General features: G+C 36.8%; 23 protein-coding genes and 1 tRNA gene. 12 read left to right on the top strand and 12 right to left on the bottom strand.

From position 1 onward, the window contains the following. Positions 1–200: 200 nt before the first annotated feature. On the top strand, positions 201–2,678 hold the full coding sequence (locus G7051_RS10175) for a TonB-dependent receptor (protein ID WP_166200020.1): 2,478 nt from the start codon (positions 201–203) through the stop codon (positions 2,676–2,678). Positions 2,679–2,785: 107 nt separating this feature from the next. Here G7051_RS10175 and G7051_RS10180 read toward each other — a convergent pair whose 3' ends face one another. Continuing rightward, on the bottom strand, positions 2,786–3,313 hold the full coding sequence (locus G7051_RS10180) for an NAD(P)H-dependent oxidoreductase (RefSeq protein WP_166200022.1): 528 nt from the start codon (positions 3,311–3,313) through the stop codon (positions 2,786–2,788). A gap of 180 nt (positions 3,314–3,493) precedes the next feature. Here G7051_RS10180 and G7051_RS10185 point away from each other — a divergent pair, with 180 nt between their 5' ends. After that, the gene (locus G7051_RS10185; RefSeq protein ID WP_166200024.1) at positions 3,494–3,850 is read left to right on the top strand and encodes a helix-turn-helix domain-containing protein; all 357 of its coding nucleotides are present in this window, start codon (positions 3,494–3,496) and stop codon (positions 3,848–3,850) included. A gap of 99 nt (positions 3,851–3,949) precedes the next feature. Here G7051_RS10185 and G7051_RS10190 read toward each other — a convergent pair whose 3' ends face one another. Continuing rightward, positions 3,950–5,179 carry a DUF4468 domain-containing protein gene (locus G7051_RS10190; protein ID WP_166200026.1) on the bottom strand — a complete coding sequence of 410 codons (1,230 nt, stop codon included), beginning with the start codon at positions 5,177–5,179 and terminating at the stop codon, positions 3,950–3,952. 1,040 nt (positions 5,180–6,219) lie between these two features. Between G7051_RS10190 and G7051_RS10195 the strand changes: the two genes are divergently transcribed. From G7051_RS10195 to G7051_RS10205, 3 genes are all read left to right on the top strand, one after another. Further along, the gene (locus tag G7051_RS10195) at positions 6,220–8,319 is read left to right on the top strand and encodes a S9 family peptidase (RefSeq protein WP_166200028.1); all 2,100 of its coding nucleotides are present in this window, start codon (positions 6,220–6,222) and stop codon (positions 8,317–8,319) included. Between the two features lie 239 nt (positions 8,320–8,558). Continuing rightward, positions 8,559–8,635, top strand: a tRNA-Asp gene (locus G7051_RS10200). 383 nt (positions 8,636–9,018) lie between these two features. Continuing rightward, positions 9,019–9,783: a phage integrase SAM-like domain and Arm DNA-binding domain-containing protein gene (locus tag G7051_RS10205; RefSeq protein ID WP_166200030.1), complete on the top strand. Its 765-nt coding sequence runs from the start codon at positions 9,019–9,021 to the stop codon at positions 9,781–9,783. A gap of 265 nt (positions 9,784–10,048) precedes the next feature. On the opposite strand, the gene G7051_RS10210 is transcribed toward G7051_RS10205, so the two are convergent. From G7051_RS10210 to G7051_RS18445, 5 genes are read right to left on the bottom strand one after another with little or no spacing between them, the layout of a single operon-like run. Beyond that, the gene (locus G7051_RS10210; protein WP_166200032.1) at positions 10,049–10,480 is read right to left on the bottom strand and encodes a hypothetical protein; all 432 of its coding nucleotides are present in this window, start codon (positions 10,478–10,480) and stop codon (positions 10,049–10,051) included. 13 nt (positions 10,481–10,493) lie between these two features. Further along, positions 10,494–11,114 (bottom strand): peptide chain release factor H, encoded by a 621-nt coding sequence (gene prfH, locus G7051_RS10215; RefSeq protein WP_166200033.1) that lies wholly within the window; start codon positions 11,112–11,114, stop codon positions 10,494–10,496. After that, positions 11,104–11,664, bottom strand: a complete 561-nt coding sequence (locus G7051_RS10220) for a 3'-5' exonuclease (RefSeq protein WP_166200034.1) — start codon at positions 11,662–11,664, stop codon at positions 11,104–11,106. Before G7051_RS10220 ends, prfH begins: the two co-directional genes overlap by 11 nt. Before the next feature lie 5 nt (positions 11,665–11,669). Continuing rightward, a complete protein-coding gene (locus G7051_RS10225; protein WP_370522997.1) occupies positions 11,670–12,788 on the bottom strand; it encodes an RtcB family protein in 1,119 nt (372 codons plus the stop codon). 27 nt (positions 12,789–12,815) lie between these two features. Continuing rightward, on the bottom strand, positions 12,816–13,067 hold the full coding sequence (locus G7051_RS18445) for a hypothetical protein (protein ID WP_370522528.1): 252 nt from the start codon (positions 13,065–13,067) through the stop codon (positions 12,816–12,818). Between the two features lie 750 nt (positions 13,068–13,817). Between G7051_RS18445 and G7051_RS18450 the strand changes: the two genes are divergently transcribed. The 5 genes from G7051_RS18450 (at position 13,818) to G7051_RS10245 (ending at position 17,181) form a co-directional block, all read left to right on the top strand. Then, the gene (locus tag G7051_RS18450) at positions 13,818–13,895 is read left to right on the top strand and encodes a hypothetical protein (RefSeq protein ID WP_370522998.1); all 78 of its coding nucleotides are present in this window, start codon (positions 13,818–13,820) and stop codon (positions 13,893–13,895) included. Positions 13,896–14,081: 186 nt separating this feature from the next. Further along, entirely contained in the window at positions 14,082–14,891 is an 810-nt protein-coding gene (locus G7051_RS10230; protein WP_166200035.1) for an AraC family transcriptional regulator, read from the top strand. Between the two features lie 222 nt (positions 14,892–15,113). After that, positions 15,114–16,109, top strand: coding sequence for an alpha/beta hydrolase (locus G7051_RS10235; protein WP_255493373.1), 996 nt, complete (start codon positions 15,114–15,116; stop codon positions 16,107–16,109). Then, a complete protein-coding gene (locus G7051_RS10240) occupies positions 16,109–16,696 on the top strand; it encodes a sugar O-acetyltransferase (RefSeq protein ID WP_166200037.1) in 588 nt (195 codons plus the stop codon). The genes G7051_RS10235 and G7051_RS10240 overlap by 1 nt, the downstream gene beginning before the upstream one ends. 2 nt (positions 16,697–16,698) lie before the next feature. Continuing rightward, on the top strand, positions 16,699–17,181 hold the full coding sequence (locus G7051_RS10245) for a cyclophilin-like fold protein (protein ID WP_166200038.1): 483 nt from the start codon (positions 16,699–16,701) through the stop codon (positions 17,179–17,181). Between the two features lie 598 nt (positions 17,182–17,779). Here the strand turns inward: G7051_RS10245 and G7051_RS10250 are convergent. The 4 genes from G7051_RS10250 to G7051_RS10265 form a co-directional block, all read right to left on the bottom strand. Continuing rightward, positions 17,780–18,559: a hypothetical protein gene (locus tag G7051_RS10250; RefSeq protein ID WP_166200040.1), complete on the bottom strand. Its 780-nt coding sequence runs from the start codon at positions 18,557–18,559 to the stop codon at positions 17,780–17,782. 60 nt (positions 18,560–18,619) lie between these two features. Then, a complete protein-coding gene (locus G7051_RS10255; RefSeq protein ID WP_166200042.1) occupies positions 18,620–19,474 on the bottom strand; it encodes a hypothetical protein in 855 nt (284 codons plus the stop codon). A gap of 4 nt (positions 19,475–19,478) precedes the next feature. Continuing rightward, positions 19,479–20,294 (bottom strand): hypothetical protein, encoded by an 816-nt coding sequence (locus G7051_RS10260; RefSeq protein WP_166200044.1) that lies wholly within the window; start codon positions 20,292–20,294, stop codon positions 19,479–19,481. A gap of 401 nt (positions 20,295–20,695) precedes the next feature. Beyond that, complete coding sequence (locus G7051_RS10265; protein ID WP_166200046.1) at positions 20,696–21,259, bottom strand: 5'-methylthioadenosine/S-adenosylhomocysteine nucleosidase; 564 nt, start codon at positions 21,257–21,259, stop codon at positions 20,696–20,698. Positions 21,260–21,377: 118 nt separating this feature from the next. On the opposite strand from G7051_RS10265, the gene G7051_RS10270 reads away from it, so the two are divergent. Then, complete coding sequence (locus G7051_RS10270; protein WP_166200048.1) at positions 21,378–22,325, top strand: GyrI-like domain-containing protein; 948 nt, start codon at positions 21,378–21,380, stop codon at positions 22,323–22,325. A 240-nt stretch (positions 22,326–22,565) separates the two neighbouring features. Continuing rightward, a complete protein-coding gene (gene pdxY, locus G7051_RS10275; RefSeq protein WP_166200050.1) occupies positions 22,566–23,390 on the top strand; it encodes a pyridoxal kinase in 825 nt (274 codons plus the stop codon). Positions 23,391–23,412: 22 nt separating this feature from the next. Here pdxY and G7051_RS10280 read toward each other — a convergent pair whose 3' ends face one another. Then, the gene (locus tag G7051_RS10280; protein WP_166200052.1) at positions 23,413–24,729 is read right to left on the bottom strand and encodes a TolC family protein; all 1,317 of its coding nucleotides are present in this window, start codon (positions 24,727–24,729) and stop codon (positions 23,413–23,415) included. Positions 24,730–24,744: the final 15 nt, after the last annotated feature.

Below are 24,744 nucleotides of genomic sequence, written 5' to 3' on the forward strand. Positions count from 1 at the left end.
TCTGCATGTATACTTGTCTTCTATTCGAAAAATGAATTTACATATTTAGCTGTATTCGGCTAATCTCAACTTTAATTAAGGTCTCAGATCTATTTATTGCCCATTCAGCTATAAAAACTATTGATAGTTATAGCTTTAAGATAGGATATTAAATACTCTCTGTAACTTATAAAGTTGTTATTTACAAATATCGAAAACTAATGAAAATAATATATATACATAAAAGAACGTCTTTAATAAAAAGGTCTTTGACCTTAATTATCATATGCCTGCTCTCCTTGGCAACTGTATCTGCCGATAATGCAAATAGTGATAACCGATCGTTGCAAGGATTCGTTACAGACGAAAAGGGTGGGGAAGCATTGATGGGAGTAAATATCTATCTCCCCGATTTAAAAAAAGGTGCTATTACTGATGATAAAGGACATTATCGGATTGATAATCTGCCTATGGTGAGAACTACCATACAAGTCAGTTACTTAGGGCATCAAACTATTGTACAAACTATTGACTTAAGATCGGTTAATAGTATGAACTTCGATCTGAAGGAGTCGAGTGCCGAAATTAACGAAGTGGTAGTTACCTCTCTAACCGGAAGTTCGCTGATTAAAAGGACACCTTCTCCGATATCTTTTGTTGCAAGGAAAGAACTTTTGCAACAGTCGTCCACTAATATTATAGATGCTATATCGCGTCAACCGGGAGTATCGCAAATAACTACTGGAGCAGGTATTTCTAAACCTGTAATCCGTGGTTTGGGATATAACCGTGTAGTGGTTGTTAATGACGGAGTACGCCAGGAAGGGCAACAGTGGGGCGATGAACATGGTATTGAGATTGACCCTCAATCGGTAAATTCGGTGGAAATACTGAAAGGACCTGCCAGTTTAATGTATGGTTCGGATGCTATGGCAGGGGTTATTAATTTTCAGTCGGAGCCTGTTTTACCCGACGGTTCTATTCAAGCAAATGTATTGACAGAATATCAAACTAATAATGGGTTGATTAATTATTCGGTAAACACAGCCGGCAATAAGGGCGGTATTGTGTGGAATGCCAGATATAGTGACAAATGGGCTCATTCGTATAAAAATAAATACGACGGATATGTTTTCAATTCGGGCTTTCAGGAAAGGGCTGTTTCCGGATTGTTAGGTGTCAATAAAAATTGGGGATATTCTCATCTGACTCTGGATTATTATAACATTACTCCCGGTATTATTGAAGGAGAACGTGATGAGGAAACAGGACGATTTTTAAGACCGGCTGTTATTGATGGTGAAGAGGGTACAGCTATTGCCACTGATAAAGATGGCAGATCTTACAAGCAATTTGTACCTTATCAGCAAGTATATCATTACAAGGCTGTTTCGAACAGTAATATCATATTGGGTGATGGTAGTTTGCGTACCATTTTGGGTTACCAGCAAAACCGCCGTCAGGAATTTGAGAATGTGTTGGATAGAGATGAGTATGCTTTGTATTTCCAACTACATACCTTTAATTATGATGTGCGCTATACATTTCCCGAAATCAGTGGTTATAAGTTTGTGACAGGTGTAAACGGAATGTATCAGTCTTCATTGAATAAAGGACACGAAAAGCTTCTGCCCGAGTATAAATTATTTGATATGGGTGTGTTTGCTATTGCTTCCAAGAGCTTCGGTAAATTAGATATAAGCGGAGGCTTACGTTTTGACCATCGCCACCAGAATGTAAAAGAGTTTGAGCCTCATACTCATGATCATGGAAGTGGCGGACATGATGAGCATGAAGACGGGGATGACCACGATCACGAACCGCAGATATTTCCGGCATACACCCGAAACTTCAATGGGTTGAGCGGAAGTTTAGGATTTACCTATCAGTTATCGGATGGTTGGTATACAAAGTTAAATCTTTCACATGGATTTCGTGCCCCTAATATTAGTGAATTAGCTTCTAACGGGGCACACGGTGGTGCTGTTCGTTATGAAATTGGTAATCCCAACCTGAAAGCTGAAAATAGCTGGCAGGCCGATTTAGGTTTTGGTTATTCATCACCTATAATATCAGGGGAAGTTTCGCTATTTGCTAATCGTATCAATAATTATATTTTCTCGCATAAATTATTGGATGAGGATGGACATGATTTATTGACAGATGGATATAAAACATTTCAATTTGTATCGGGGAATGCCCGCATTTTGGGAGGAGAGATCAGTATAGATATCCATCCGATTGAAAGGTTGCATTTTCAAAACTCATTCTCGTATGTCAACTCAGTACAATTGAATCAGCCTGATTCTACAAAGTACTTGCCATTTACACCTGCACCTAAGTTGATTTCCGATTTACGTTTCGATTTGATCCGTCATGGTAAGACGCTAAATAATACGTATGTATCGGTTGGTGTTGAATGTAACTTGAAACAAGACCGTATCTTTTCGGCTTTTGATACCGAAACTGTAACACCAGCTTACGCCTTGCTGAATGCTTCATTCGGAACCGACTTTGTACACAAAGGTCGTACGTGGGCATCGCTTTATTTTACAGCAAACAATTTAACGAACAAAGCTTATCAGAATCACTTGAGCCGTCTGAAATATACAGACGTAAATCAGGTGACAGGCCGCGAGGGAGTCTTTAATATGGGACGTAATTTTGGGATAAAATTACTTATTCCTTTAAGCTTCTGATAATAGCTTTTCTTTTTTTAATCAAAGTTTATATAGTGAAAAGGAGTTACTTTAATCGGTAACTCCTTTGTCTTTATAGCAATGTTTTTTATATTTGATTTATCTGGTTATATATTCATTGCAAACTTAATATAATCTTCTGCACTTTTTTCCAAAGCATCCGAATTGGGTGCATTGTGAGAGTCATATAATACGAAATGACCTTTGTAGTCTGACTTGGTATAGAGTGCTGTCGTTTTAAAAGGTAGGGTAAGCTGTTCGATAGTTACTTTCCATTCACCATCTTCTTGAAAGTCTTCTTTGTCTATTCCGGCAGAGATGGCTAATGCTACTTTCCTTCCTTTCATCATATTTCCCTTCGAACCATATGCCCATCCGTAGGTAAAAACATCATCCAACCATTGTTTTAGAAAGGGTGGGCAGTTGAACCAATATAGAGGGTATTGCAATATTAAAGCATCATGTGCTTCGATTAGTTTTTGTTCTTTCTCTATATCTATCTTTCCGTCAGGATACTCTGTGTATATATTATGTATCGTAAAATGGTCGGGATGTTTTTCTAACTCGTTTACCCAACGCTTATTTATTACCGAACTTTCGATGTTTGGATGACTAACTATTATAAGCTTTTTCATATTTCGTACTATTGATATTTTTATTGAGTGCAAAGTTACTGCTGCTTGATAGGACTCACAATAAGGGATTTTTTTATCTCTAAGTGATAATTTTGTCACTAACTTTGTTCTCTTTATTAGTTTCAACTATTTACGAATGCAATAAAAGGTCTGAGACCTAAGAAAATTGATCCGGTGCTTATGTATGAACGAAAGATACCTTTAGATTTTGAATGTGGAATCACTATAGCCACGGAGGTTATTTTCTCCAAATGGAAATTCTGTATACTTATGGAACTAGACAAGGGTATTACAAGACCTAAAGATTTGGTTGAGGCGGTTACAGGGATTACAAAACGAGTGCTACATCAACAACTGAAACAATTGGAGTTTTATAAAATAATAGATAGGGTTACTTATCCCGAAATTCCGCCAAGAGTGGAATATTTTCTGACCGAGGATGGGAAGCGTATATTACCTATTCTGGATGCAATTAATAAATGGGGGCTCGATTACGCTCCCAAGTTTAAGGAGATAACCGGTTTGGATGGTGAATGAGTTTTACTGACTCTTCTTATTGTGATATACGAGAAAGCGAGAAATTCATCGATTTGAATTTCTCGCTTTCTTGTTTTTTAGCTATATAGGTTTGTAGCCTTATTTAACCCATACATTTAGTATTTCGCCAATGTACATTTTGTGTAATTCTTTGCCGTTCCACTTTTTAGCAGCATCGGAATTTTTATCGGCTATTGCCTCTTGAGATAGGGGTTGTGCAATCATTTTTTTGCATTCAAATATCATCCATGCTTCGGCAAATGCTGTTGCTCCCGAAGGGGTTATAATGGGGGTTAATCCCGAACCTTTTATTTTATCTTCGTTTCTTCCGCTTGTTGATCCGCAATACTGAAGAGCATCCTTGTAAGCCTCTGTGTAAAAAGATATGGTGTAGGTATCTCCCTTATCCATTGTGGTGATCGAATAGCGTTGAGCTCCTAAGAAGCAAAATGCAACGGGTTTTTCCCAGAATACACCTAATCCGCCCCAAGAGGCTGTCATTACATTTACGTTCTCCCCCGATCCTGAAGTTATCAGTGTGGCATCGCTCAATAGTTTGATAATGTTTCCGGGTATTTTATCCGCAGCAATCCGTCTGAATCCCGGTAGTGTACTTACATTAGCCGCAGTGCTTGTTTCTATGGACTGCGTTTCTATCGGTGAGCTGGCAGTTAGTGGAATCAATGGAATGGCAGATGCTGTAGCGGTTTGAGCAGCAGTTGTTGTTCTTTGAGCTTCGGCTTCTGCGGCACCCTCACGTCTTTTTACTCCATTGAGATAGATATCTATAGAGTTGAATATACCGTTGATACTATCAATTGTATTGGTTCTGAATTTGTCGTAATATCTGTTTAGCTTTTCTCCGTTTAATGCAACCTTATCACTGATCATTTCTTCGGCAGTATAAAAGTCTTTATTGGACCCTTTATCGTAATAATCGTATTTTATATTCTTTATCGTTGCAAGGCATTCTCCCGATTCTATCTGAAGAATGAGCTGATATGCTATTGTGGTTTTGTCAAGTGAAAGGGCTGACTTTTTAAATATGATGTCTTTTTCTCCTTTGCATGCAATCGTTTTATCGGCAGCATTTGATAATAATATACGTTGCTTTGGGTTGGTGGGTGAAGCATAATTTTCTTGTGCCCATGTATTCATCAAATCGAATATTTTATCATCCGATATAGTATTGTTTACTTTTATAGTCTTTGAAAATATAATTTTCCCATCTACTTCGGGAACAGCTCCCTGCAAGTATTTAGAGTCGACCTGAGCATTGATACTGGCTACTATTACTATAAACAGTAAAAATAAGATATGCTTTTTCATGATATTTGAGTAAAGTGATATTTATTCAAAGATAGGAAAAACTCATGAAAACATGAGTTTCGATTTTGAAAATAAAGTTTTTAAGCCCTCAAAGCTATTTGTTACCTTGGTAAGTGTTAACCATATTATTAAATGCTATCGATTACTTAAGAAGAATCGCTGTAGAGCTTTATCTATAAGTAAAGAAAAGGTTACATGAAAAAGAGAAAATAAAAAAGCATGTTGTAAACTGTCACTTTTGTCACTTTTGTAATCTTTTTATAGTTTGTTTGTTGAAATTCAGTATTTTAAATGATGACCAAAAATGACATCATAAATGGAGGTTTTGTCACTTTATTGATTGCTTTTTGTTACTTATGTCAATCGGTAGTTGGGATTATATGTTCAATTAAATTGTCTTTTACTACGCGCAATCGAAGATTGCGCGTATTCCTTTTGCCCAAAGCCGCAAAAGGAATCAAAAAGGCTTTGTGCTGCGTGGCTCGCCTGTCTGACTTTAGCTTGCAGGCTAAACTAAACTTATTGCCTTTCGGCACGTTTAGTTTTACGCCTGCTTTGCTTGTCAGCCAACGGCTACTCCACTGGTGCACTCGAGCTGACGCACGTAAATCGCTTTTGTCCGTCAGGCTTCCGACCTTGCCGGTTGCACGGGCTACCCGCAGGGTGAAGAAAGCGTTAAAAAACAAAAGGATATCAACGGTAAACGTTTTTCTTTTGTTTTAGCTTTTGAGACCGTAACGGGTCGGGCAAAAGGCACAGTCTTGATCTTTTGTTTCGTTTTGCATCAAGGCAAAATGAAAAACAAACCCATAAGGGTGCGTTAGAATAATAGAACATTAAACATAACAGACCAACTACTGATTCGCATTACTTATGTTTCTTTTGTAAGTAATGTAATTTTTGATCATGCTCTTGCTTCTTTTAGGATAAATAGTTCTCGGAACTTAATAACTTAAGTAGAGTCAGATTTTTAGGGTATTATAAAAAAGGATAACTTTGAAGGCATAATGAATAAATTAAATTATCAATCTATTTAACGAATGAAATACAAATCTATTATGGCAATTGCTTTGAGTGCCGGAATGTTAGCTTGTGGCTCAGGTCAGGACAAAGCCAAAGAGACTGGTGACGCTCCTTTGATCGGAAAATCCGAAATCAAAATAGCTGATGGTATAATGACTCCTGAGGCTTTGTATAGTTTTGGGCGTCTGAGTGATGTGCAGGTGTCTCCCGATAATGCAAAGGTTTTATATGGAGTTACTTATGTGAGCATTGAACAGAATAAAACTAATCGCGAATTGTTTACCATGAACATAGATGGTACAGACAATAAGCAAATTACGAAAACACCCAAGAGTGAAAACAATGGTGTTTGGGTAAAAAATGGTTCTAAAATTGCATTTTTAACCAGCGAAAGCGGATCGTCTCAAATATGGGAAATGAATCCTGATGGAACAGATCGTATTCAGATAAGCGAAGTGGCTGGTGGAGTGAATGGGTTTAGTTACTCGCCGGATGGAAAAAAGGTGCTTTATATTAAAAATGTAAAGTTTGGCGAGCGTGCTGCTGATAAATATCCTGATTTACCCAAGGCTTCGGGGCGTATCATCGATGATCTCATGTATAAACACTGGGATGTTTGGGTTGAAGAGGTTCCTCATCCGTTTGTTGCTGATTTTGATGGTGAAAAACTGGTAAATGATATTGATTTACTGGACGGAGAACCTTATGAGTCACCCATGCTTCCTTCGGGAGGTATAGAGCAGCTGGCTTGGAGTCCCGATAGCAAAACCGTTGCATATACTTGCCGTAAGAAAAAAGGTATGGAATATGCTTTATCTACCAATTCGGATATTTATTTCTATAATATCGAAACAAAAGAAACTCGCAATATAACCGAAGGTATGATGGGATACGATACAAATCCTGTATTTTCTTCAGATGGTAAGTATGTTGCTTGGCAAAGTATGGAGCGTGACGGATACGAGTCGGATAAAAACCGTTTGTTTGTTATGGATCTGTCGTCAGGAGTAAAGACGTATATAACCGAAGACTTTGATTATAATACGGATTTTGCTGCATGGAGCAAAGACAACCAGAGTATATATATTGTAGCTTGTGTTGAGGCTAAGACTCAGATATATCAGGCTGATATTCGTACAAAAGAAATAAAAGCTTTGACTAAGGGCGTTCATGACTATGAGTCGTTTGCAATTGCAGGTGATAAATTAATCGCTGTGCGTCATTCGATGTCTCAACCCAACGAAATTTATTCTGTAAATGCAACAACGGGTGAGGCTAGTCAAATAACAACAGAGAATAAAGCGATACTTGACCAGATAACAATGGGTAAAGTTGAGGAGAGATGGATTGCAACTACTGATGGCAAGAAAATGTTGACATGGGTGGTGTATCCTCCAAACTTTGATCCGAATAAAAAATATCCGGCACTGTTGTATTGCCAAGGTGGTCCGCAAAGTACAGTAAGCCAATTCTGGTCTTATCGCTGGAATTTACAGATGATGGCTGCCAATGGTTATATTATTGTTGCTCCTAACCGTCGTGGATTACCTAGCTTTGGTAAAGAGTGGAACGAACAGATCAGTGGCGATTATGGTGGCCAGAATATGAAAGATTATTTGTCGGCAATAGATGAATTGGCTAAAGAACCTTTTGTTGATAAAGATCGTTTGGGATGTACCGGTGCAAGTTATGGCGGGTTTTCGACATACTGGTTGGCCGGTAATCACAATAAACGCTTCAAGGCATTTTTAGCTCATGCGGGTATATTTAATCTGGAGGCTCAGTATCTGGAGACTGAAGAGATGTGGTTTGCTAATTGGGATTTAGGCGGTTCGTTCTGGGATCGTAATAATTCTATCGCTCAGAAATCGTATGCTAACTCTCCTCATCGTTTTGTGGATAAATGGGATACTCCTATCATGATAACTCATGGCGAGTTTGATTACCGAATTTTAGCTTCGCAAGGTATGATGGCTTTTAATGCGGCTAAATTAAAAGGTATACCTACTCGTATGTTGATATTCCCTGACGAAAACCATTGGATATCTCAACCTCAAAATGGAATCTTATTTCAGCGAGAATTCTTCCGTTGGTTTGATGAATGGTTGAAAAAGTAAAGATCAAAAACTCATATAAAAGGAGATTTCTCAAAATGTTCTTTGGAAATTCTCCTTTTATATAAGTTTATTTAATTTTATAGTGTCTGATAATGAAATGAATAATGAATGTCTGTGGAATTAAATAATTTTATTTTCAAAAAATATCTTTAAACCTATTGCAGAATTCAAATTCTTACCCTATCTTTGCATCGCATTTCAGAGGAAATGTCACTTCAGAAATGAAGTAAAACAAAAATGGTGTGGTAGTTCAGTTGGTTAGAATACCTGCCTGTCACGCAGGGGGTCGCGGGTTCGAGTCCCGTCCATACCGCCAAAGCAAGATGCAAAACATCGCAAAGTCCTGAAAGTTAATACTTTTGGGACTTTTTCTTTTATCCCACATAAGCAAAAAGATGCCGTTTCAGGTATCTTTCACAGGCTTATTCGTGGGACTTTTTATTTCCCGGATTTAGTCCTATGGATAAGGGTATATTATTGATAGTCAATGGTATTATTGTCCTGAGATCGACTTAAACTTGCTTCCTTTTTTTAAGGACTGTAAACCTAAATCGTGGGACTAAAATATCTCAGAAATATCCTTGCGAATTTAGTTTCATAGCAAATTATCTTTTTACTGTCAGATTTTGTCATGCAATTGTCAGATTTTGTCATTGTCTCAACTGAACTCTAATTAATAATTTTATAAAAATTCTTATTATGAGTACAGACAAAAGAAACACATTCAGTTTATTGTTTATCATCAAGAAGGCTAAACTGTTGAAAAACGGTGAAGCACCCATCTATCTGCGTGTAACAATAAACAAACAGATTGCCGAAATCGGAATAAAGAGAAGTGTTCCTGTAGCGTATTGGAATCAGGACAAAGAATCCTGTAATAGCAAAGGACGCATCGCACTCGAGTTAAATCATTACCTGGAAACAGTCAAAGCACGGATATTGCAAATCCACAGGGAACTGGAAATCGATGGAAAGCATATAACCTCCGATCTTATAAGGGATATATACCATGGACGCGATGAAGACCATAAAAGCATTCTGGAGGTATATAAGGAACATAATGATAAATGCCATGCACTTATAGGTATAGACTACACCGAATCAACGGTTGAAAAATTTGAAACATCCATCAAGGGCTTAAAAGAATATATCATTCATCAATATCACAAAGACGATATATTACTATCCGATATTAACCACCAGTTTGTAACAAACTATGAGTTTTACCTGAAGACAGAACGAAACTTGCAGCACAATTCAACAATCAAACATCTGAAAAACCTGAAGAAAGTCATCCGTATTGCACTAGCCAATGACTGGATAAAGAAAGATCCCTTTGCCAATATCCAATTCAGGCACGAAGAATCGAATGTGGAGTTTCTTTCCTATGAAGAACTGGAGACCCTCAGAAATAAAACATTCTCAATTTCTAGACTGGAAATAGTCAGGGATGTATTCCGATAAATTCTTTTTTCAGCTGAATAACAGCATTATTCAGGACTTCTCTCTTTTCCTGTAAGTGCTTTTTATATTGTTCTGTTTTTATTTGTTCCATTATATTCTTTTCTGTTTATCTCTCAAAGCATTCAAAATACTTATTCCATATAATTTCCTCATACTTTAAAGCGTAACTTTCCGCATAATTACTTCCGCATATTTTTCTTCATGAACTGGGACACCATCACGACAGAATTAATACTAAATCAAGAAAAATTGCCAGAGGAGAGAATTAGGCTTTGATTTGATTTTCAGTAAAATCGCAAATCACGTAATCTTCCTTTAATGTATATCTAACCTCAAGCCTGTCAAATATTTCTTTGTGGGCTTTAAAATAACCTAAGCTATATTCTTTAGTCATCTTTTTTTCCCAGGCACATATTCCGATCACTCCGTTTTCATACCACCCATCTCTGTAATAACTTCCTCTTGCTAATAGCACAGCATCAAATTCAATATCAATCTCTTCCCTGTTAGGGAGTATCTCCAAGAATTGTTTTATATCCCTTTTCTTCAGGAAATGCTTGTAGCCTTTTCCCGGATTTTCTATATCAATCTGAATCTCATTCTGACGTGTGTTCCAATAGTTGGGAGTTTTGGCATGCCTGTTCTTCTTTTGGGCAGTGCCCTTTTTTATTCTGGTTGCTGTTCGTCTTGCAAACATAATTCTAGCCTTTTTAATTCAACGATTCCTGTATTATTTTCACAGGATTACCCCGTTGCAGATTGTTATGATTATTCCAATTCTTTTGAGCTGCCTGCATACTCTGTTCTACATTCCAAGCAGCCAATTTAATTAGCAACCGTTCCGTTGCCAGTTTTTTATTCTGCAATTGCGAACGCTGATCGGAAGCTGTAACACTCAATCCCGAAGGAGTATGAGTTGCTCTCACCGCCGATTCGGTCTTATTGACATGCTGTCCACCGGGACCAGATGCACGAAGAGTCTGATACTCAATCTCCTTTTCATTGGCATCCTTAATATCAGGTACAATAAAGGAATTTACCCCAATAAACCAATTCTTGCGTTTATGATAAATGCGATAGGGACTTTGGGCAATCCATTGAATCGTACCTTCCCATTCCTTTACTATATCTTCACACCCTTTACCTTCTATTGAAAGTGTTGCCGAAAACAAGGTGCGGTTGATCACACCCTGTTCTCTTTCCAATACTTCGGTATTAAGCCCCTTCTTTTTTGCCTGAGCCATTATTCGCTCCAAAACAAGAGCGACCATGCGGCAACATTCGGCAGGACCTCGTCCGGAGGTTATTTGCAAGTATATCTTATTGCTCATTCTTCATATTTGTTATACACCAATACAGGATCTTTGCTATGTTTTTGGCATCATCAACACCTCTATGATGAGTTCCTTCGAGGGGTAAACCCAATATTTGTAATGCACCATTCATACCTACCTTTTTGTTTATTTCTCTCACTTCTGTAAATAATTCCTTTACATTTATATGATCTTGGCATAAAGGATAATCCACCCCTTTGTGCAAACATTCAGACTTCATCATCTTCAAATCATATCCACCATAGCTAGCCCAAGTGTAGGAATATGCGTCATACTCTTCTCTTAAAATTTTGCAGGCATCAGAAAGAGATATGCCCTGTTCATCTATCAAGCCTTGCGTGATAGTGGTCAGCTCTGTACAAAAAGGACTGATAGTAGAGTGTTTTGGTTTTACCATAATCCCTTTGTTTTTAGATATACTACCATCTTTTGTATTGAGTACACAAATTCCAATCTCTATAATTTCGCTTGTCTGACCTCTCGACTCATTGCTTTTCCAACAAGTGGCTTCAAGGTCTATAACTAATATTTTATCTGTAATTTTCATTGTTTTTATTCTTTATTCATTCTAACTATCCGTGGCATAAATCTGCCATGAATATCCACTAACGACTCCTGAGCAGGCATTACCTTATCAATATCTTTATAAGCCAGAGGCATTTCTTCCACACTACCTCCTATAAGTGTTACCCCGTTTTGAGTAAGTAATTTCTTTAAAGCCGATTGTGTAAACTGCTCCTTTGCCTTTTGTCTCGACATAGCCCGTCCTGCTCCGTGTGACGCAGAGTTTAACGAATTGGATACACCTTTACCGCTTACCAGATAACCCGGTGTTGCCATACTTCCCGGAATAAACCCTGCAACACCTTTTCCAGCAGGAGTAGCACCCTTACGGTGTACTATTGCATATCGGTTCGGAGCAATTTCCTCTCTCCATGCAAAGTTGTGGTGATTATTTACATTCGCCAATGCTTTTAATCCTAATGCTTTGCTTAAGTTGATATGTATACGCTCGTGACATGCCTGTGCAAAGTCTCCCGCCAGATTCATACTCATCCAGTATTCCTGTCCTGCTTCGGTATCCAAACCCAACCATGCAAAATGCTGTGCTTCTCTTGGTAGTTTACATACTTCATGAGCCACATCACTGTAATGTCTGGCAATAGCTGCTCCCATTCCACGGGAACCTGAGTGTGAAAGCAATGCCGTATAATTTCCCGCAGGAAGTTTTAAGACATTGTTCTCTATCAACTCTATCTCGCCAAACTCTACAAAGTGGTTTCCTCCCCCTGATGAACCCAGTTGTCTGACTACTTTTCCGCGTAACAGTTTGAGTAATGGTGTAAGCTGAAATTCACTCCTGTCCAATATCTCATGTTCCTGAGGAAACTCGAGACAGCCATCCATTCCGAAGTGTGTATAATCTTTTAATGCTTCTTTTATCTGATGTGAATAGCGTTTCAAAAAATCCACATTGGCATCGAATACGGTCAGGCTCATCCGGCAACCGATATCTACACCTACAGCATAAGGTATTACAGCATTTTCTACTGCCAATACACCACCGATAGGCAAACCGTATCCGGCATGTGCATCTGGCATCATAGCTCCGGCAAGTGTAATCGGTAATCGCATTGCCAGATTCATTTGCTGTTTGGCAAGTGTATCGATAAATTTATTTCCGTATGTTTTGAATGCTCAAGGTTCGTCGAGCAGGCTGTAGACTGTGAATGATTTGTCTACCGGTGTTGGTGAAAAATGCTCCGCCAGTTTTCCCCATACTTCGTCGTCTTTATATTTATCGGGATATGCCAGCAGATCGCTGAGCATTTTTATAATCTGTTCTTTGCTGTCGTGTTTGCAATATTTGTTTACTATGTTGATCGCTAAACTACGTGCTACATTGTTGGTATATCCCAGTTTACTTAATTCTTTAGATTGTATGCCCATTTTTGTTTTTGATAATACAGAGACATATATACATATATTTCAGCCGCATGGACATAACTAGCCCATAACAGAATATATCTCTGTGTGCGATACGAAAGACAGAAAAGTATATAATGATATACCTGTCAACGCATCGACATTGATAATAATAAAATTTAAATTGTGATTGTGGAACTAATCAACGATAACCAATTTGCAGCCGTAGATTTTTGGTTTTCTAATTATATACATAAGTTGCAAAAGCTCTTCATCCCGATGAGCCAGCTTAGTTCCTGTTTGCTGTGTTTTATTTCTTGACCAACATAATTATACCCTTTCGTGATTTTTTAAGGGTTAGTACTCGTATTTCAGCCACAAATGTACTACGATTTTTTATATTAACAAATATTTAGAATAAAAAGATAATTATAAATCTATATTTAGATGAAGAAATTATTAAGGCAATAATTTTCAAAAAAATGGATATTTCCTTCCTTATAAAACACAAACATCATATCTTTACAATTATAGAAAAAGCAATAATTAACTATTCTCATTGATATTATGTAAGAAATAGCGTTACTCTCTCCAGTAATCAAACCTTTCATACCCATGAATACCATTCCGCCCCATAAACTATCATAAAAATTTCAAGGAGAAATAGCGTTTTTACGATATGTTCGCGAGAATGAACAAGTACCCGCTGTTGATTATGCACATAGGGATGATTATTATATTTTTCTTTTCATAGAAAAAGGAGAAGGCAAACTATTGATAGACTTTAAAGAATATAAAATAACAGGAACTACCGTTCACTGCATCTTACCCGGACAGGTCCTTAATAGATAAGAGTAAACGGTTTGTGTCTCTTTTCAAAAGTAATAAGAGAGTGAATGTGTAATCGGTTTAAGTTTTTTGAATATGAGAAATTCGCGTTGTCTATTATATGAACCTTTCAGCAAAAATAAATGAGCCTGACAGCGAAAAAGTATTCCTATCTTTAGACTATATTTGTATGATATAAAACCTGTCAGCATGGAAGCTTCAAGAACGATAAACTATTCAGGCACATTTCTTTCCTGTTTCTTTGATAACAATACAAGTTGTGTACATGCCACAAAAGACCATACACTCGTATACCTGTATTCAGGAAAACTTATTATCGAAGAAAGAAATAAAGAAACGGTCGTCCATCCGGGCGAATGCGTCTTTATACGCCGCAACCACAGAGTTAAAATGACAAAACTATATGCCGATGCAGGTCAGTATAAAGGAATATCCATGACTTTTAAACGTAATTTCCTCCGTAATTTTTACAGTAAAATAGATAAAAATCATATTCCCAAAAAGGTCAAAGCTTTGAAAGAAAGCCTATTCAGAATACCCTTAAGGCCGGATATAACTAGTCTGTTCCAATCACTGACACCCTATTTTGACTCTGCTGTACAGCCAACGGACCACATTATTAATCTGAAAGAACAGGAAGGAGTCTACTGTTTGTTGAACACAGACAAGAATTTCTTTCCCATACTATTTGATTTTAGCGAGCCGTGGAAGATTGATATTCTTGATTTTCTTAACGAGAACTATATGGATGACCTGACAATAGAAGAGATAGCAGCCTATACAGGAAGAAGTCTCGCTACCTTTAAGCGTGACTTTGCAATGATAAGCGATGTTACACCTCAGAAATGGCTTATCAGTAAGAGGCTGGAAGTAGCTTACGACAAACTAAAGAATCATAATAAGAAAGTAAGCGACGTATATGTTGATGTAGGTTTTAAGAACCTGTCTCATTTCTATGCCGCTTTTAAAAAGCAATACGGGTTTTCTCCCCGAAGATAAATGACTGTGAGCAAAAGATTTCGAGCCGTGGAGCATTTTTGCTTTACGGCTTTTTTTTGTATTCTGTTTGAAATTGTCATTAAAGTACGATTGAGCTTCTGAACGAAAACCTTTGAGCCGCTCAGCGAAAACTATTCCTTTATTCTACCCTAATTTTGCAATATATAACTAAATCTTGGAAAAATGAAGAAGTTATTTTTATTCACATTAATAGTATTTGTTATGAACAATTCATTATCGGCACAAAGTGAGATAGTCGCACAACAAGCAGACTATTACACTTTTCAATTGAGTGATAAGGTTACCCGTCAGAAAGTAACTTTCAAAAACCGTTATGGAATTACACTTACTGGCGATTTGTATATTCCGAAAAATAAGGGCAATGATACATTACCTGCTTTAGCTATCAGCGGTCCCTTCGGTGCGGTAAAAGAGCAGTCCTCGGGGCTTTATGCTCAAAATATGGCAGAACGTGGTTTTATTACGCTTGCTTTCGATCCGTCTTACACAGGAGAGAGCGGAGGCGAACCTCGCCACGTAGCATCGCCCGACATTAACACCGAAGATTTCAGTGCTGCAGTCGATTATTTGGGAATGCACGGGAGTGTTGACCGAAACAAAATAGGTATTATAGGTATTTGCGGCTTTGGAGGCTTTGCGTTAAATGCTGCCGCTGTCGACAAACGTGTTAAAGCCTTAGCAACTACAAGCATGTACGATATGTCGAGAGTAAATGCCAACGGTTATTTCGATGCCACTACTTCGGAACAACGAACTAAAACATTAGAGCAATTAAGCGGGCAGCGTTGGACGGATGCGGAAAACGGAACTTCGGCTTTAGCCCCCAAAGGACTGCCTGATAAAATTGAAGGTAATGAACCTCAATTTGTAAAAGATTACTTTGATTATTATAAAACGAAGCGGGGTTTTCATTCACGTTCAATAAATTCAAACGGTTCGTGGACCGTTACCAATGTGTTATCGTTTATGAATATGCCGATTTTGACTTATATCAAAGAAATCTCGCCAAGACCAATGTTGCTGATTGCAGGGGAGAATGCACATTCCCGCTATTTCAGCGAAGATGCTTACAAAGCAGCTTCTGAACCAAAGGAGTTAATGATTATCCCTAATGCTGTTCATGTGGACTTATACGACCGTTTGAATGTTATACCATTCGACAAACTGACAAATTTCTTTACTGAAAACCTGAAATGATGAAAGATAATCTAAAAGATATATTCGAGCGAGACCTTTCCGGTGAAGTGATTCCACTTACTGATCCTGACTATCATAAAATCGGTTCAGTAATTAATGAGGCGCAGAAGATCATTGCTGAACTGAATAATATATACCACGACAAAGATGAAGTACAAGCATTGTTTTCACGTCTTACTGGTATCGATGTAGATAAAACCTTTGAACTCCTGCCTCCGTTTTACACCGACTTCGGACGGAATATCCGGGTAGGTAAAAATGTCTTTATAAACCACTGTTGTGAATTTATGGACAGAGGAGGCATAACTATAGGAAATGACGTTCTGATTGCACCTAAAGTTAATCTGATCACGATCGGGCATCCGCTTAACCCTGCCGACAGGCGTGCAACATATACCGCTCCTATAGCTATTGCAAACGGTGTGTGGATTGGTGCAGGTGCAACGGTAATGCCGGGGGTAACCATTGGTGAAAATTCTGTTGTGGCTGCCGGAGCGGTTGTGACCAAAGATGTACCTTCCAATACGGTAGTGGCAGGTGTTCCGGCAAAAGTGGTGAAAGCATTAAATTTTGATAGTATAGGTTAGATATGAGAAAAACAGTACTACTTTATATGCTTTTATTATTCGGGATAACATTTAACCTGACTGCTTGTTCTCCCGATAATGAAGTTCCCGCTACATTAGAAAAACCGGCAGGACAACCCGAAAATCCAAATCAGTCCGAAAATATGAACATCAAAATTAGTATTGGAGATAAAATACTTACAGCGACATTGAACGACACGCCAACATCACAAGACTTTATCGCCAGACTTCCGTTAACTCTGCAAATGAGCCGGCACGATGACCGCGAGTATTATGCAGCTATATCGTTATCAAAAAACGCATCGACGGAAGACGGCTATGTGGTAGGTGATATTTGCTATTGGGCACCGGGCGATTGTATTGTATTTTATTATGCAAAAGGTTATAGCGGAAGCCTTCTCAAAATGGGTAGAATAACGTCCGATTTGAGCATATTTAAAAGCTTGGATAATAATATTGTTGTGATAATCGAAAAAGAGAAGTAAAAGCTCATAATCAAGCATAGCAGATCGGGAGAAATTACTCCATAGTTAAGAGCTGACAAAATATAAAATTGTTCCTCCTGTATTCTGCAACTAATGGTTGCAGAATTTTTTTTCCTCGTACTCATTAAAAGAAACTGCTACATATACCCTATATTAAGCTTGTCAAGTCCTTAAGTTATAGAAATTCTTTCTTTGAATTTTTTTGCAATGTTTCTACAAAAGCTTTCCCAAATAAGATGCTTGCTACTTCTCCGTTATTTGCTTACCGATATGCTATCCCAATTAGTGTTAACACATCGAGAATTGATCAAATAAGATTCTTTTTTTTAGGTATTGTTTTTTATATCTGTAAGATAGGCAACAAATAAGAACTGAAATTACATCTTGATAAATAATAATGTGATTTTATTTCGTAAGTGATTTGTAAACAGTGTATAAAAAGTAGCTTTAGTAAACCTCTTCATCGGTAAAAAGGGAACGCATAAAAAAGAGCAAAGGGCTTATTGTAATTCTAAATAGTTAATATAATAGTCAAGGTGTAAATAACTTACAATTAATTAGTGATACATTTTAAAATATCTCCACAAAATACCTCTTTTTACAGCTCTGTAATGGTATAAGTATTAAGAGCAGCATCGGGTGAAAGTTTTTGAGTAGAACCTGATTCATGCCATATATATACGTTAACCATATCATTCTCGTGTAAATACATAAAGGCTTTATTCGTAATCCCAACTTGTGGGAAAGTACCTTTACTGGGGAGTGGTTTTACACTTTTAATATCAGCAGCAGTCGTGCTGTTTACTATAAAATTTAATTCTAAATAAGCCGAACTAAAAGTTGTTATTACATTGCTGAAAACTGCTGTTATTGAAAAGGCATAGGTCCCTGTATGAGGTGCTGTAAACATCCCGGTAGAAGCATTAAAGCTTGATGTGGCATCTTTCAAAATTGTCCATCCTCCCCAATTCACATCATCGGTTAATGTTGGAACAGACATCGCTGATGAGTTTTGGGCTATAACATAGGCTTTGGGTGGTAATGATTGTAATATCCTCCAATCTTCTCCATCGGAATATTCTATAGAACTATTTGTGTCGTTGTTTCTTACAGCCCCTGCTCCTACTTGTGATGCTGCTGCAGAAGTTGTACCTATCCCTAATACTTCATTTGATCCGGATGATGTTCTCAGGTCTAATTTCACAACAGGGTTGCTGCCTCCAATTCCTACATACCCGTTATTTTGGACTGAAAATAATTCTTTATTATCTGAATTGTTTATTTTCAAAACTTTACTAGTTGATACATTTGATGTAGATACAATATTTAATGTAGCATCTAGCACCTCTGTATTTATACCTATCTGGGCAGATAGCATTGAGATAGTAAAATAAAAAATACCGATATAATTATATTCTTCATTTATATTCTAATTATCTTATTGTTCAATAATTGACAAGTTATTAAATCCTGAATCAGCATCGGATCCTTTGATGATTAACTGCTTAGGACTTCCAAGCATATTGTAAACTACAGGGGTCAGAGTATCACCTTGTTCCAAAAGAAATGTACCCGAACAGGTGACTCCGGTCATAAAGTTGCCACCAATAGAATAAGCGGATTTACTTGTGATAACCTGTTTAACATTAGTCTTATTTTTTGCCTCCCATCGACCTTCCACATAGGTTCCTGATGGAATAGTTGTTGCAACAAAATATATAGTAAATGTAGCAGTGTAAAAGCCTTTATTCTTTGCGGTAAATATTCCTGTCGAAGGGTTAAAGCTGGAAGTTGGATCATATAATGTTTTCCAACTATTGAGAGTTGTAATTGTGCTTGAAGGGCAAATTACTACATTAGAATTATTATTGGCAGAAACAAATTTTTTAGGCGTATTAGATTGAAGAACTAACCAATCGGAACCATCTGAAAAGCTCATTTGGTTTGTTCCAAAATCATATTTAATTGCACCCGCCTGCACATCTGAAGGCGGACTGGTTGTCGATCCAAGACCTATAACCGAATTGTTTCTGTTATTGCGTAAGTCTAATTTTACAATAGGATCATTTTCTCCAAAACCTACTTTACCATCATCTGTTATTCTAAAAATAGGATTCCCATCTGATTGAGATATCTGCATAGCTTTAGTGCTGTTCGTATTTCCTTCTGATAATATATCGAGTGTTGCGACAGGATTAATAATATTGATTCCTACTGATTGTGCTTCTAATAAATCTGCTGATACTATTTTCAATAATATTATACTAAAAATAAACAATTTGTGTTTTCTCATATGCTTAATTTTCAATTATAGAAAGATAGCTGTTAAGTTGGCTGGCATCCGATCCTAAATAGTTATATAAATCGGCTCTCAAATATTGTCCGGCTGTTAAGCTAAAGCTACCCGTGCAGCTTATCGACGGCGTTTTTATTAATGTACTACCCTCGGTATTATAACTTGATAAAGATTTTACAGTTTCTCCCGATGAAGCAATTAATGATAATACTATATAAGCATTAAAATTATTCGAATAGCTTGCTACATCTTTAAGAGTCATTGATATTGAAGTAGTGAAGTTTCCACCGTGAGGAGCCGTGAAAATACCGGTTGCAGCATTAAAACTATTCGTTTCATCAGACAATTTGCTCCAATTAATGATTGTGGCCGTTCTGTTTTGGGAAAAAATCTGTGTCGTTGATACCAGATTTGCCACGACATGAACTTTTTCATGATTGGCAGATAATTGCTTCCATTGTGTTCCTTCTGATAAATCGAGAGATCTATAAACTGGATCGTATTTCAAAACACCGACTTCTACTTCCGAAGGTGTTTGCGAAGTGCCACCGATACCTATTATTGAATTATTTTGCCCGTCACGTAAATCCAGCAAAACAGATGGATTGGCAACCGACAGTCCTGTATAGCCATTATCCTGTATCGTAAAAATATCACCACCTAAGTTGTTCTTTACAGACAAAGCCTTTGTTGAGGCTGTATTTCCTACAGAAATAATGTCTAATGTTGCTTGCGGATTTTGTGTATTGATCCCAACCTGTGCAACACATAATCCGGCTGACAGCAGATTCAAAATAAAAAATAAAGCAAATTTCATTGTTCTTTTTGATTATATTCCCATTATTTCAACAAACATAAACACTTAAATATATTTATATTTGTTAAATTCTATAAACAGGCAAAGAAGTCTAAACTATCAGTAGTTTCAGTAGTTTGATTTATCTGTGAGTTTCTTATGTCGTTAACTGTTATTGTAATTTTGCTGAAAATATATATTAAATTCTTTCGTTTTTGATTAATAAAAGAAATATAATATCTAAGTGGTACTTTATTTCTGGCGATTGAAGAGTTATGACTGTTTGAACAAAGGGGTGTGTTGGGGTTTTAAGGATTTATCAAACAGGTAATTATAATTTTAAGTAATAGGGTTTATTACTAACTTATCTGAATTATTTGTGAAAAAAATGTAATAAAATATTTAAATAAAGTAATTGAATGTCATTTTTCAAGAAACCATTCGCCAAGTTCTTTACGTGCATCAGCTAATTTACCTTCCCAATGTTTTACCGAATTTTGACCTATGAGATCTGTTACATATTTAACAGCAATAAACGGAATATTATATTCCTTACAGACGATGGCCTGTGCAAATGCTTCCATATCTACTACGTCACCATATACCGACTCAGCTTCTGTAACAAAACTGTCTCCCGTATTACATGTTCCCGAGTTACTATTGGCTAGCAAGTCTTCAAAGATTTTGGTTTTAGCCACGAGGGGAGTAAAATCAATTTCGTATTCAACGCCCGGAAGATTTATTGAATGAAAATCACGATCGATAAACCGTTGACAAATAAATATATCTCCGATATTATGAGTAAGTGTTCCTGCTGTTCCCATATTTAATACTAAATCGGGCTTTTCCTTGTAAATAGCCTCGGTAAGTTTCATCGCGGCTTTAGCTTTTCCAATACCTGTGAGGGCATATATTATCTCACAACCTTTAAGTGTAACAGGAATAAACTCATCCTTAACAGCATATGTAAGTAAAACTTTTTTCATATTAATTCAAATAAATAAGAAGTAAAGGTATTAATTTCTCCAACAGTATAACTTTGTATCCTTAAAATAGCAAGAATTGTAAAGTGAGAAATACTGATATAAAGTATATTTGCCTGTTATGATAACAAAAGAGAAAAGCAGACAAGAATATCAGGCAAGAATTAATCGGGTAATGGATTATATTGAAAAGCATATCGATCAGCCTATCGATCTAACTACTCTGGCTGATGTTGCACATTTTTCAGCCTTCCATTTTCACCGCATGTTTACTTTCTTGGTAGGTGAGACTCCCAATACTTTTCTGTTAAGAATACGGGTTGAAAAAGCGGCTTATTTATTGAGAGGGTATAAGGAGCTTTCAATTAGTGAAGTAGCTTATTCCTGTGGGTTTAATAATGTATCTTCGTTTAGTCGTACATTTAAAAAATACTTTGGTGTTAATGCTAAATACTTTCGGGAAACAGAAAAAGGTGTCTTTGCAAAGGATGGGCTGTTTTATAGCAAGAACGGTCAATTACTGAGCAAGAATGGTCAAAAAAACTTGGGTATAAATGCTCAATTTTGCAGTGTCGAATTTAAAAACTTAATTATTATGAACACTCAAATTGAAGTAAAAGAAATGCCCGAAATGAAAGTGATCTATTGTCGTCACACAGGACAATTTCACTTAATCTACAAAGCGTATGAGAAATTGATTAAATGGGCAGCCCCACGGAATTTATTGAATTTTCCGGAAACCAAATCTCTGACAGTTTATCATGATGATCCATCTGTAACTGAAATCGAAAAAGTACGTCAAGATGCTTGCATAACCGTTAACGAAGACATAAAGGTGGATGGTGAAATAGGTAAAATGACTGTAGAAGGAGGTAAATATGTTGTGGGACGTTTCGAAATACAGGAAACCGAGTTTCAGAAAGCCTGGAATACGATGTGTATGTGGTTTACCGAAAGCGGCTATCAGCAAGGAGATGGTAATACGTATGAATTATACTATAATGATCATACACAACATCCGGAGAAAAAGCATATTCTGGATATTTGTATTCCAGTAAAAGTGTTGTAAACACTTGATGTTTTCGAGAAAGAATTAGTACGGAAAAATGCTTTTAGCTTGTTTAATCATAGCTAAAAGCATTTTCAATTAGAATGAGAGGCAACTTAATTCTTTTTTTGTACATTTATAATATATAAGTAAAAGGAAATATTTAATGACACATTTCAAAAGCATAACAACCTATCGCTGTTTTGCTTGCCAAAGCAATAAATAGTTCTGAGAACTTAATCGAACCAGATAGATTAAAAGATGAAAGATAAGATACTGTCAATTCAAAGTAAAGTAGTATATGGATATGTCGGAAATAATATTGCAGAACTGGCTATACAGTTGCATGGACTGGATGTAATTTCTTTTCCCACAGTTTACTTATCTGCACATACGGGACACAGACCCATTCATGGAAAAGCTGTTTCGAAAGATTTATTTGATGATCTGATCGCCGGAATCGAAGCTATTGATGTTCTGGATACTACTTCTTGTGTCGTTACAGGTTATATTGGCTCAGAGGATATTTTACTTTCGTCGTCTGAATTTATACAACGTATAAAGAAAACATTCCCTCATAAATTATATATCTGCGATCCTGTGATGGGTGATATCAGTACAGGTCTTTATGTGCCTGATACGGTAGCCGGACAATTGATTTCTACTTTAATACCTTATTGTGATATACTGACACCTAATCAGTTTGAGCTCGAATATATCCTTAAACATAAGGTTAATACGATTTCTGGAATAATTGATTTAATAAAATCAAACCCAATATTGAGTAAAAAGACTATTGTTGCCACAGGCTGCCATCTGGAAGATACTCCCGAGGGACAGATTGAAACAATTATTATACGAGGAGAAGATACGGAACGAATTTACTCTCAAAATATAGATATTGATGCAGTAGGAACGGGAGACCTTTTTACTGCAATTTTTGCTTCACAATTAACTAAAGGTAAAGATCTGGTGTCGGCTGCAACAAAAGCCTCAGCAACAATAAGTGAAGTGCTGGCTTACATCACTAGAAGAGGGCTCGATGAAATGAATGCCGAATGTTTACTAAGATATATAAGAGAGTAATACCATAAAAAGCTTTATGATCTTAATATATGTATGATAATATATTTCCACTGATTTGAATCAGCGATATTTCACAAAGTTTCGTATTGTATTGAGCCTGAACAAGTCGATCTTCGGCTTCTAGCAAGCTGTTTTGAGCTTCCCGTAATTCGATTCCTGAAAGATCGCCTAACTTATACCGCTCAAGAGCAATCTCATAATTGTCATGAGCTGTTTGAAGATTCTCTTTTTCAAGATTGGTTAATTCCATATTGTTTTGATAAGCCATCCACATTTTCGACAGATCTGTTCTCAGAGACAATTCTACTTGTTGATATTGAAGTTCTTTCGTTTGAACCTCTATTTTCGCATTTTTCCGTTTTCGTTCCCGGTTAAAACCATCAAAAATATTAAACCCTACGGTAAGACCATAGTTGAATCCCATATTTTTTTGACGAGCAACAGAACCTATTTCATACATGTTTTGAGTAAACCCATACCCTGCATTTACTTTCAGATAAGGGAAGTATTGACTTTGAATGGCTTTCAGGTCGAGGACGCTGATATTTTTATCTCTTTTATATAATTGAAGGAACACATTCGAAACTTGGAGGTTTTGCCAGATATCATCCCTGTTTAGTAGCGAATTAAATTCGATGATTGAATCTGTTATGTATAGCGGTTCTTCTACATTATCCATCGCCATTAATTGATTGATCTGAACCCGTGAAGTAAATATAACCTCATTTTGTTTGATAAGCATAGAACTATCAGCATTGAAGTCTACCTTCGCTTGTTGTAATTCGAGACGAGACCCTGCACCAATACTATAACGAGCTTCTACTATCCTTAATCTTTCTCTGGATAATTTAACCGCATACCTAAGGTTATCTAATCTTATTTTCTGCTGGATATAGTTATAATACTCATTAGATATATTCAGTACGAAATTCTCAATTGCAAGACGTGTATTCAGTTCTCCGATCTGTTGAAGTTCTTTTAGACGACCGTAATTGGCCTGAATGTTGAATCCGTCAAAAACAGTCCAATCCAGATTAATTCCCGCATTTAATGCCTGATTATGCACTCCGTTGTTTTTGGTTATATCACCCGATGTTAAACGTTGCTTGGTATTATTGATTGTTCCCGAATATCCGCTGTTCAAATTCAAATATGGCAAATATCCCGCATTACCGATAGTCCGATTATTGTCGGCTACCTGTTCATCATTTCTGGTTATTCTTATTTCATAATTACGCTCTAGTCCAATTTCGATACAGCGTTTCAGATCAACCCTATCTTGTGCTGAAATAAAATAAGGAAGTGCCAGTAAAAATATAATAATATGATGTTTCTTCATGATATTGCAAATTGA

The sequence above is a fragment of the Dysgonomonas sp. HDW5B genome, assembly GCF_011299335.1.
In the GTDB taxonomy this organism is placed as follows: Bacteria; Bacteroidota; Bacteroidia; order Bacteroidales; family Dysgonomonadaceae; genus Dysgonomonas_A.

Bases quoted from the DNA above. Each gene is read 5' to 3' on its own strand.
- G7051_RS10175 (WP_166200020.1), top strand. From the start codon at position 201: ATGAAAATAATATATATACATAAAAGAACGTCTTTAATAAAAAGGTCT.
- G7051_RS10180 (WP_166200022.1), bottom strand. From the start codon at position 3,313: ATGAAAAAGCTTATAATAGTTAGTCATCCAAACATCGAAAGTTCGGTA.
- G7051_RS10185 (WP_166200024.1), top strand. From the start codon at position 3,494: ATGTATGAACGAAAGATACCTTTAGATTTTGAATGTGGAATCACTATA.
- G7051_RS10190 (WP_166200026.1), bottom strand. From the start codon at position 5,179: ATGAAAAAGCATATCTTATTTTTACTGTTTATAGTAATAGTAGCCAGT.
- G7051_RS10195 (WP_166200028.1), top strand. From the start codon at position 6,220: ATGAAATACAAATCTATTATGGCAATTGCTTTGAGTGCCGGAATGTTA.
- G7051_RS10205 (WP_166200030.1), top strand. From the start codon at position 9,019: ATGAGTACAGACAAAAGAAACACATTCAGTTTATTGTTTATCATCAAG.
- G7051_RS10210 (WP_166200032.1), bottom strand. From the start codon at position 10,480: ATGTTTGCAAGACGAACAGCAACCAGAATAAAAAAGGGCACTGCCCAA.
- prfH (WP_166200033.1), bottom strand. From the start codon at position 11,114: ATGAGCAATAAGATATACTTGCAAATAACCTCCGGACGAGGTCCTGCC.
- G7051_RS10220 (WP_166200034.1), bottom strand. From the start codon at position 11,664: ATGAAAATTACAGATAAAATATTAGTTATAGACCTTGAAGCCACTTGT.
- G7051_RS18445 (WP_370522528.1), bottom strand. From the start codon at position 13,067: ATGGGCATACAATCTAAAGAATTAAGTAAACTGGGATATACCAACAAT.
- G7051_RS10230 (WP_166200035.1), top strand. From the start codon at position 14,082: ATGGAAGCTTCAAGAACGATAAACTATTCAGGCACATTTCTTTCCTGT.
- G7051_RS10235 (WP_255493373.1), top strand. From the start codon at position 15,114: ATGAACAATTCATTATCGGCACAAAGTGAGATAGTCGCACAACAAGCA.
- G7051_RS10240 (WP_166200037.1), top strand. From the start codon at position 16,109: ATGAAAGATAATCTAAAAGATATATTCGAGCGAGACCTTTCCGGTGAA.
- G7051_RS10245 (WP_166200038.1), top strand. From the start codon at position 16,699: ATGAGAAAAACAGTACTACTTTATATGCTTTTATTATTCGGGATAACA.
- G7051_RS10250 (WP_166200040.1), bottom strand. From the start codon at position 18,559: ATGCTATCTGCCCAGATAGGTATAAATACAGAGGTGCTAGATGCTACA.
- G7051_RS10255 (WP_166200042.1), bottom strand. From the start codon at position 19,474: ATGAGAAAACACAAATTGTTTATTTTTAGTATAATATTATTGAAAATA.
- G7051_RS10260 (WP_166200044.1), bottom strand. From the start codon at position 20,294: ATGAAATTTGCTTTATTTTTTATTTTGAATCTGCTGTCAGCCGGATTA.
- G7051_RS10265 (WP_166200046.1), bottom strand. From the start codon at position 21,259: ATGAAAAAAGTTTTACTTACATATGCTGTTAAGGATGAGTTTATTCCT.
- G7051_RS10270 (WP_166200048.1), top strand. From the start codon at position 21,378: ATGATAACAAAAGAGAAAAGCAGACAAGAATATCAGGCAAGAATTAAT.
- pdxY (WP_166200050.1), top strand. From the start codon at position 22,566: ATGAAAGATAAGATACTGTCAATTCAAAGTAAAGTAGTATATGGATAT.
- G7051_RS10280 (WP_166200052.1), bottom strand. From the start codon at position 24,729: ATGAAGAAACATCATATTATTATATTTTTACTGGCACTTCCTTATTTT.